Origin of the sequence: Trinickia sp. (assembly GCF_035492435.1) — a bacterium.
GTDB lineage: Bacteria > Pseudomonadota > Gammaproteobacteria > Burkholderiales > Burkholderiaceae > Trinickia.
Genome location: NZ_DATJJF010000160.1, coordinates 1 through 5540, shown reverse-complemented (window position 1 = coordinate 5540; position 5540 = coordinate 1). Strand labels below are relative to the sequence as shown.

The following is a 5540-nucleotide window of genomic DNA, read 5'->3' as shown; positions in this document are numbered from 1 at the left end:
GCAATCGAGCGATCCGATCAAGGTGATCACGGTGCGCGCGACGGGCTTTGACGCCGTGGCGGCCGAGGGGGGCAACGCGCCGATCGAGCCGATCGAGGCGGCGTCCGATCGCGGCATCTCGCAATTCGTGAGCCGCGAGGTGACGAAGCTGGACCGGCCGGAATTGACGAGCGCGAACATCGTCGTATCGGGCGGACGCGGGCTCGGCAGCGGCGAGCAGTACCAGAGCGTGCTCGCGCCGCTCGCGGACAAGCTCGGCGCGGCGCTCGGCGCCTCGCGTGCGGCGGTGGATGCAGGCTATGTGCCGAACGATTATCAAGTTGGCCAGACGGGCAAGATCGTCGCACCGCAGCTGTATGTGGCGGTCGGCATCTCGGGCGCGATTCAGCATCTGGCCGGCATGAAGGATTCGAAGGTCATCGTCGCGATCAACAAAGATCCCGAAGCACCGATCTTCAGCGTGGCCGACTATGGCCTCGTGGGGGATTTGTTCGCGATCGTGCCTGAGCTCGTCGCGGCGCTCGGCTAAGGACGGCTGAGCAAAAGCGCCGGTTCGCAAGGCGCCTGACGGCAAACACAAGGGGCGCGACGCGCCCCTTTTTTTATCCTCGAGGAGACAACGATGAGCTACAACGCGCCCATCAAGGACATGCTGTTCGTGATGCGAGAGTTGGCGGGTCTTGATGCAGTGGCTGCCTTGCCCGGCTTCGAGGAGGCAACGTCAGAAACCGTGCAGGCCGTGCTCGGTGAGTCCGCCAAGCTTTGCGAGCAGGTGCTGGCCCCACTCAACATCGAGGGCGATCGTCATCCTAGCGTCTGGAAAGACGGCGCCGTCACCGCCACGCCGGGGTTCAGGGAGGCCTTTCACCAGTTTGTCGAGGGCGGCTGGCAGGGCGTGCAGCATCCGTTCGAATACGAGGGCCAGGGGCTCCCCAAGCTCTTGGCGACGCCGTGCATGGAAATGCTCAACGCGGCCAATCTTTCGTTCGCGTTGTGTCCGCTGCTCACCGATGGTGCGATCGAGGCCCTGCTCACTGCCGGCAGCGACGCGCAGAAGCAACGCTACGTGCCCAAGCTGATTTCAGGCGAGTGGACGGGCACCATGAATCTGACGGAACCGCAGGCCGGCTCCGATCTCGCGCTCGTGCGCACGCGCGCTGAGCCGCAAGGCGACGGCACGTATCGCCTTTTTGGCACGAAGATCTTCATCACTTGGGGTGAGCACGACATGGCCGACAACATCGTCCATCTTGTGCTCGCGCGCACGCCCGATGCGCCCGAAGGCGTCAAAGGCATTTCGCTTTTCATCGTGCCGAAGTTTCGGGTCAACGACGACGGTTCGCTTGGTGAGCGTAACGATGTGCATTGCGTGGCCATCGAACACAAGCTCGGCATCAAGGCGAGCCCGACGGCGGTACTCCAGTTTGGAGATCATGGCGGCGCGATTGGCTACCTCATCGGCGAGGAGAACCGGGGGCTGGAGTACATGTTCATCATGATGAACGCTGCGCGATTCGCCGTCGGCTTGCAAGGTGTCGCCGTTGCTGAGCGCGCCTACCAGAAGGCCGTTGCCTACGCCAGAGAACGTGTGCAGAGCCGGCCTGTCGACGGTTCGGCCGCGGGCGCCGTGGCGATCATCCAACATCCCGACGTACGCCGCATGCTGGCGACGATGCGCGCGCTCACTGAAGGCGCACGGGCGCTTGCTTATGTTGCAGCCGCCGAGAGCGACTTTGCGCATCGGCATCCGGACGCGGATGTTCGCGCCGAGCACCAGGCCATCTATGAGTACCTCGTGCCGATCGTGAAGGGCTGGAGTACTGAGTTGTCGGTCGACGTGGCGAGCCTTGGCGTACAGGTGCACGGCGGCATGGGCTTCATCGAGGAGACGGGCGCAGCCCAGTACTATCGCGACGCACGCATCTTGTCGATCTATGAAGGCACGACGGCCATTCAGGCGAACGACCTCGTTGGTCGGAAGACGTTGCGCGACGGTGGAGCGGTGGCCAAGCGCCTGCTCGCGCGTGTCGACGAAACGGTGGAGGCTCTCGCGGCGTGCGACGGGGCGGCATTTGCTTCGATGCGCGAACGGCTGACGGTCGGCACACGGTCGCTCGCGACTGTCGTCGATTTCGTGCTGGCCAACGCGAAGCGCGACCCCAACGCTATCTTCGCTGGCAGCGTGCCGTACCTGAAGCTTGCGGGAATCGTGCTTTGCGGCTGGCAGATGGCGCGCGCCATGCTCGCGGTGGCGCATGGGGACGTGCGCGATTCGTCGTTTTGCGAGGCTAAGATTGCGACGGCGCGTTTTTATGCCGAGCATGTGTTGCCGCAAGCCTCAGCGCTCGAGGTCGCGATTCTTAGCGCTAGAGGAGACGAGGGCGTGCTTGCGTTATCGGAAGATCAGTTTTGACTCGCTTCACGTGTGTGCGGTGGAGTAGTTAGCGCTTGACGTCTGCGCTAGCAAGGCATTGTGTTGGAGCAGCGATGAAGCCCCCGCGCTGCTCGAACTCTGCTGTTGCTGTCGTTTGAAGTGACCGGGCTGTCTGGCCGCCATTGTTAAGAGAATCGAGCGACGTTTGTGCCCGCAGAATGCTCCCGCCATGTCAAAAGCAAACATTCATGCGAAACGCCGTGCTTGTCCGTGAATTGGGCTCGTCCACGTAGGTCGTGGCGCGATGGCTCTGGTTCGTGCGTAAGAGTCGTCTAATCAGCCCGAACCAGCCATTCACGAACGTCCGCAGCAGACGTTCCCAAGCGGAAAAATTTCGGCGAGTCGAGAATCTATGTAAGCTCGCGTGCATCTCACATCGACAGTCGCTTAAGGGGCTCATCAACATGGGGATGGATGCAAAAGCAGAGGTGCTACGCCTCGATAATGCCTGGAACGAAGCGTATCGACGCCATACTCGTAAGGAATTAGAGAGCGTCCTTGCAGATGATTTTCTTGCGCTGACTCCCTCGGGTGACTCAATTACCAAGGCGCTGCTCGTGGTCAATCCGTCAGAGACTGCCAGCTCGGTGGTATTCAGCGAGCAGGCCGCGCACGTCTTCGGGGATACCGCTGTAACCTGCGGACGGCTTCAACTGGAGTTGGAAGATCGGCGCATTGATCAACGGTTCCTCCGCGTGTTTGCCTGTCGGAATGGGTTGTGGCGGGCGGTTAGCGTCGCCGTTACGCCAATACCAGACGAGTGACAGCAAAGAGTGGTCGCTCACGCCGCCGTCGCTTACCTGCCCCCTTAGCTGATCCGTTTTCCTAACGCATCGATGACCGGCGATTATCACCGGTTCGAGCCACGTGGTCGACCGGCCGCTCTTGGCCGTTCTGCGCCCGACGACCGAACGCGATGATCAAATGGCATAAAACGACCCAACTCAGCCGTTCAATCCAGCGCAGCCTCGACGGCCGCTATCAGCGGTACAGCGGCCATCCGCCAAGGCAAGTCGAACAACGGGCAATCGAAAGCGGGCGATCGCCGTCCCACCGGCGAGTTGGCCCATCAAGCACTTCCAGGTCGACAAGCCTGTTCTACACAGTGTCATTGCGCACCGATTTTCGCAAACTCGGTTGAACGGGACGCGCTGCGTTATTCCCCCTGATTCTTATCAGATCGTCCGGCACGCTGGGTAGCCGTCTGCCGGCTTGACTTCGGCAAATGATCGTTGGCACCTGTTCGACCCAAGCGCGGGTCAAGCGTGCAGAACCAGCTTCTGCACGCGCCAGTTCAGCAATTCGGCGACGAACAGCACGTTCTCCGATGGGCACGCCATCTGATGAATCCAGCCGAATTGCTTCGGCTGCTTGCCTGATTTGCCGAGCACGCCGAGCACCTTGCCGTCGAGCGTCATCTTGTAGATACGGCCTGGAAAAGCGTCGGCGCTATAGAGCACCTGATTCGGTCCGGGCGAGATGCAGATGGCCCACGGCGAACCTGGCGCAAACGTGCCGGCCGCGATCGCCGCTTCATCTGGCATGTTGCCGATCGCCGGACGTGCATCCGGCGGCACCGGGACATCGATCGTGAATTGCCGCTGGAAATTGCCTTCGGTGTCGAACACCTGAATGCGCCGGTTGCTGCGGTCCGCGACATAGATGTTGTCGTGCGCGTCGAGTGCGATGCTATGCGGCGTATGAAACTGCCCCGGCCCAGTGCCGCGGTCGCCCCAGGACTTGATCCAGTTCCCGTCGCGATCGACTTTGGCGACGCGCGAGTTGATATAGCCGTCGCTAATGTACGTGTTGCCCGCGACGTCCCATGCGACGTCAGTCACCTGGCGGAAGCGGCCAGGCTCGGCGGGCAGCGGCGGGTTAGGGTGCTTTAGCGGGCCGGTGTCCTCGTCGGCGGCTTCCTGCTTGCGTCCGAACACCATGGCGACGCGGCCATCCGGCGTGAACTTGATCACCATGTCGGAGCCTTTGTCCGTCACCCAGATGTTGTCCTGCCGGTCTATCTTGACCGTATGCGCGAACGACCATGCATACAGGTTGTGTCCTATCTCGCGAATGAACTGTCCGTCGGGTGCGAACTCCAGAAGTTGCGTCGCAGCCGCGCCATAGGCTGGCCCATTCGTGTTGCCGCGCGACAGCACGAAGATGTGCCCATGCGAGTTGAGCGCGACACCGGAGCATTCGCCGAAATACGTGTCTTTAGGCAAATGAACGGGATTGGCAATCGAGTCGTAAGCAATCGACGGCACCGGTTGTGCGTCCGCGAAAGCCGGCGGCATCACGAGTCCGGCAGCGGTGCCGGCGACAAGGCTCATGAAAGTACGGCGACTCATTGCCCGATGCTCGGCATTGCCACAGCACAGGCAAAACGACCCATATTGCTCGCTCATCCGATGTCTCCTGTGTGGTGTGTCACGTACTAGCGTACTAGCGTACTCAACGTACTGAACGTGCAGAGGCTATCGTAATGCGCAAAACGCTTAATAGCTAAGTCGCCTTTCGGATCGCCGGCCGCCTGAGCGTTAAAGCTTGAGCGGTGACACCCGCACGCTGCCAAAAGGCAGCTTCCCGATGTGCCCCGGACATCTGAGTGTCAGCTTTTGCGCAGAGCCTGGCGGCCGGAGTTGGCCGGTCGCTGTCCGATGCGGTCGGCAGAAACCGACCCGTTTCTGCCGTTCGCTAAAGACATCGCGAATGTCGCAATACTGACCGAAAGGCGACGCACGTCGCCGAGGCCGGGCCGGCGCTTTGGGGAAGGGCAAAGGATCCTTAGACTAACCGCCAAGATAGCCTCGTCCCCGTCCGTACCGGCACCCGCTCTCAACGGGGTTCAGGCGAAGCCGATTGTCAGTGCGATGAAACAAAACCGGAGGTGTTTGCTGGGGGGGAGAGCGCAAAAGAAGCTCGCATATCTCGAGCCTCGTCTACTGGCGAGCGACCAAAGAATCTCTTGAACTCACGACTGAACTGCGACGGGCTCTCATAACCGACCCGCGCCGACGCAGACGCAGCAGTCAAGCCGTCACGGATCATCATCAGGCGTGCCTGATGAAGGCGCGTCGACTTGATGTACTGGATCGGAGAAGTC

5 protein-coding genes are annotated in these 5540 nt (G+C 61.3%); 3 read left to right on the top strand and 2 right to left on the bottom strand.

The window, feature by feature from the left end; translation table 11 throughout:
• From VL598_RS11955 to VL598_RS17020, 3 genes are all read left to right on the top strand, one after another.
• Positions 1-529: electron transfer flavoprotein subunit alpha/FixB family protein (locus VL598_RS11955; protein WP_325326934.1), on the top strand; the 529-nt coding region annotated here is incomplete at its 5' end.
• Positions 530-622: 93 nt separating this feature from the next.
• Positions 623-2413, top strand: a complete 1791-nt coding sequence (locus VL598_RS11950; protein WP_325326933.1) for an acyl-CoA dehydrogenase — start codon at positions 623-625, stop codon at positions 2411-2413.
• Between the two features lie 425 nt (positions 2414-2838).
• Entirely contained in the window at positions 2839-3198 is a 360-nt protein-coding gene (locus VL598_RS17020) for a nuclear transport factor 2 family protein (protein ID WP_414718708.1), read from the top strand.
• Positions 3199-3693: 495 nt separating this feature from the next.
• Here the strand turns inward: VL598_RS17020 and VL598_RS11940 are convergent, their stop codons facing one another.
• Together VL598_RS11940 and VL598_RS11935 are read right to left on the bottom strand one after the other, a co-directional pair.
• Entirely contained in the window at positions 3694-4842 is a 1149-nt protein-coding gene (locus VL598_RS11940) for a peptidyl-alpha-hydroxyglycine alpha-amidating lyase family protein (RefSeq protein WP_325326931.1), read from the bottom strand.
• A gap of 457 nt (positions 4843-5299) precedes the next feature.
• Positions 5300-5540: AraC family transcriptional regulator (locus tag VL598_RS11935; protein WP_325326930.1), on the bottom strand; the 241-nt coding region annotated here is incomplete at its 5' end.

What these genes read in the sequence shown, in the direction of transcription:
- VL598_RS11940 (WP_325326931.1), bottom strand. Translation starts at nt 4,842, where the DNA reads ATGAGCGAGCAATATGGGTCGTTTTGCCTGTGCTGTGGCAATGCCGAG.
- VL598_RS17020 (WP_414718708.1), top strand. Translation starts at nt 2,839, where the DNA reads ATGGGGATGGATGCAAAAGCAGAGGTGCTACGCCTCGATAATGCCTGG.
- VL598_RS11950 (WP_325326933.1), top strand. Translation starts at nt 623, where the DNA reads ATGAGCTACAACGCGCCCATCAAGGACATGCTGTTCGTGATGCGAGAG.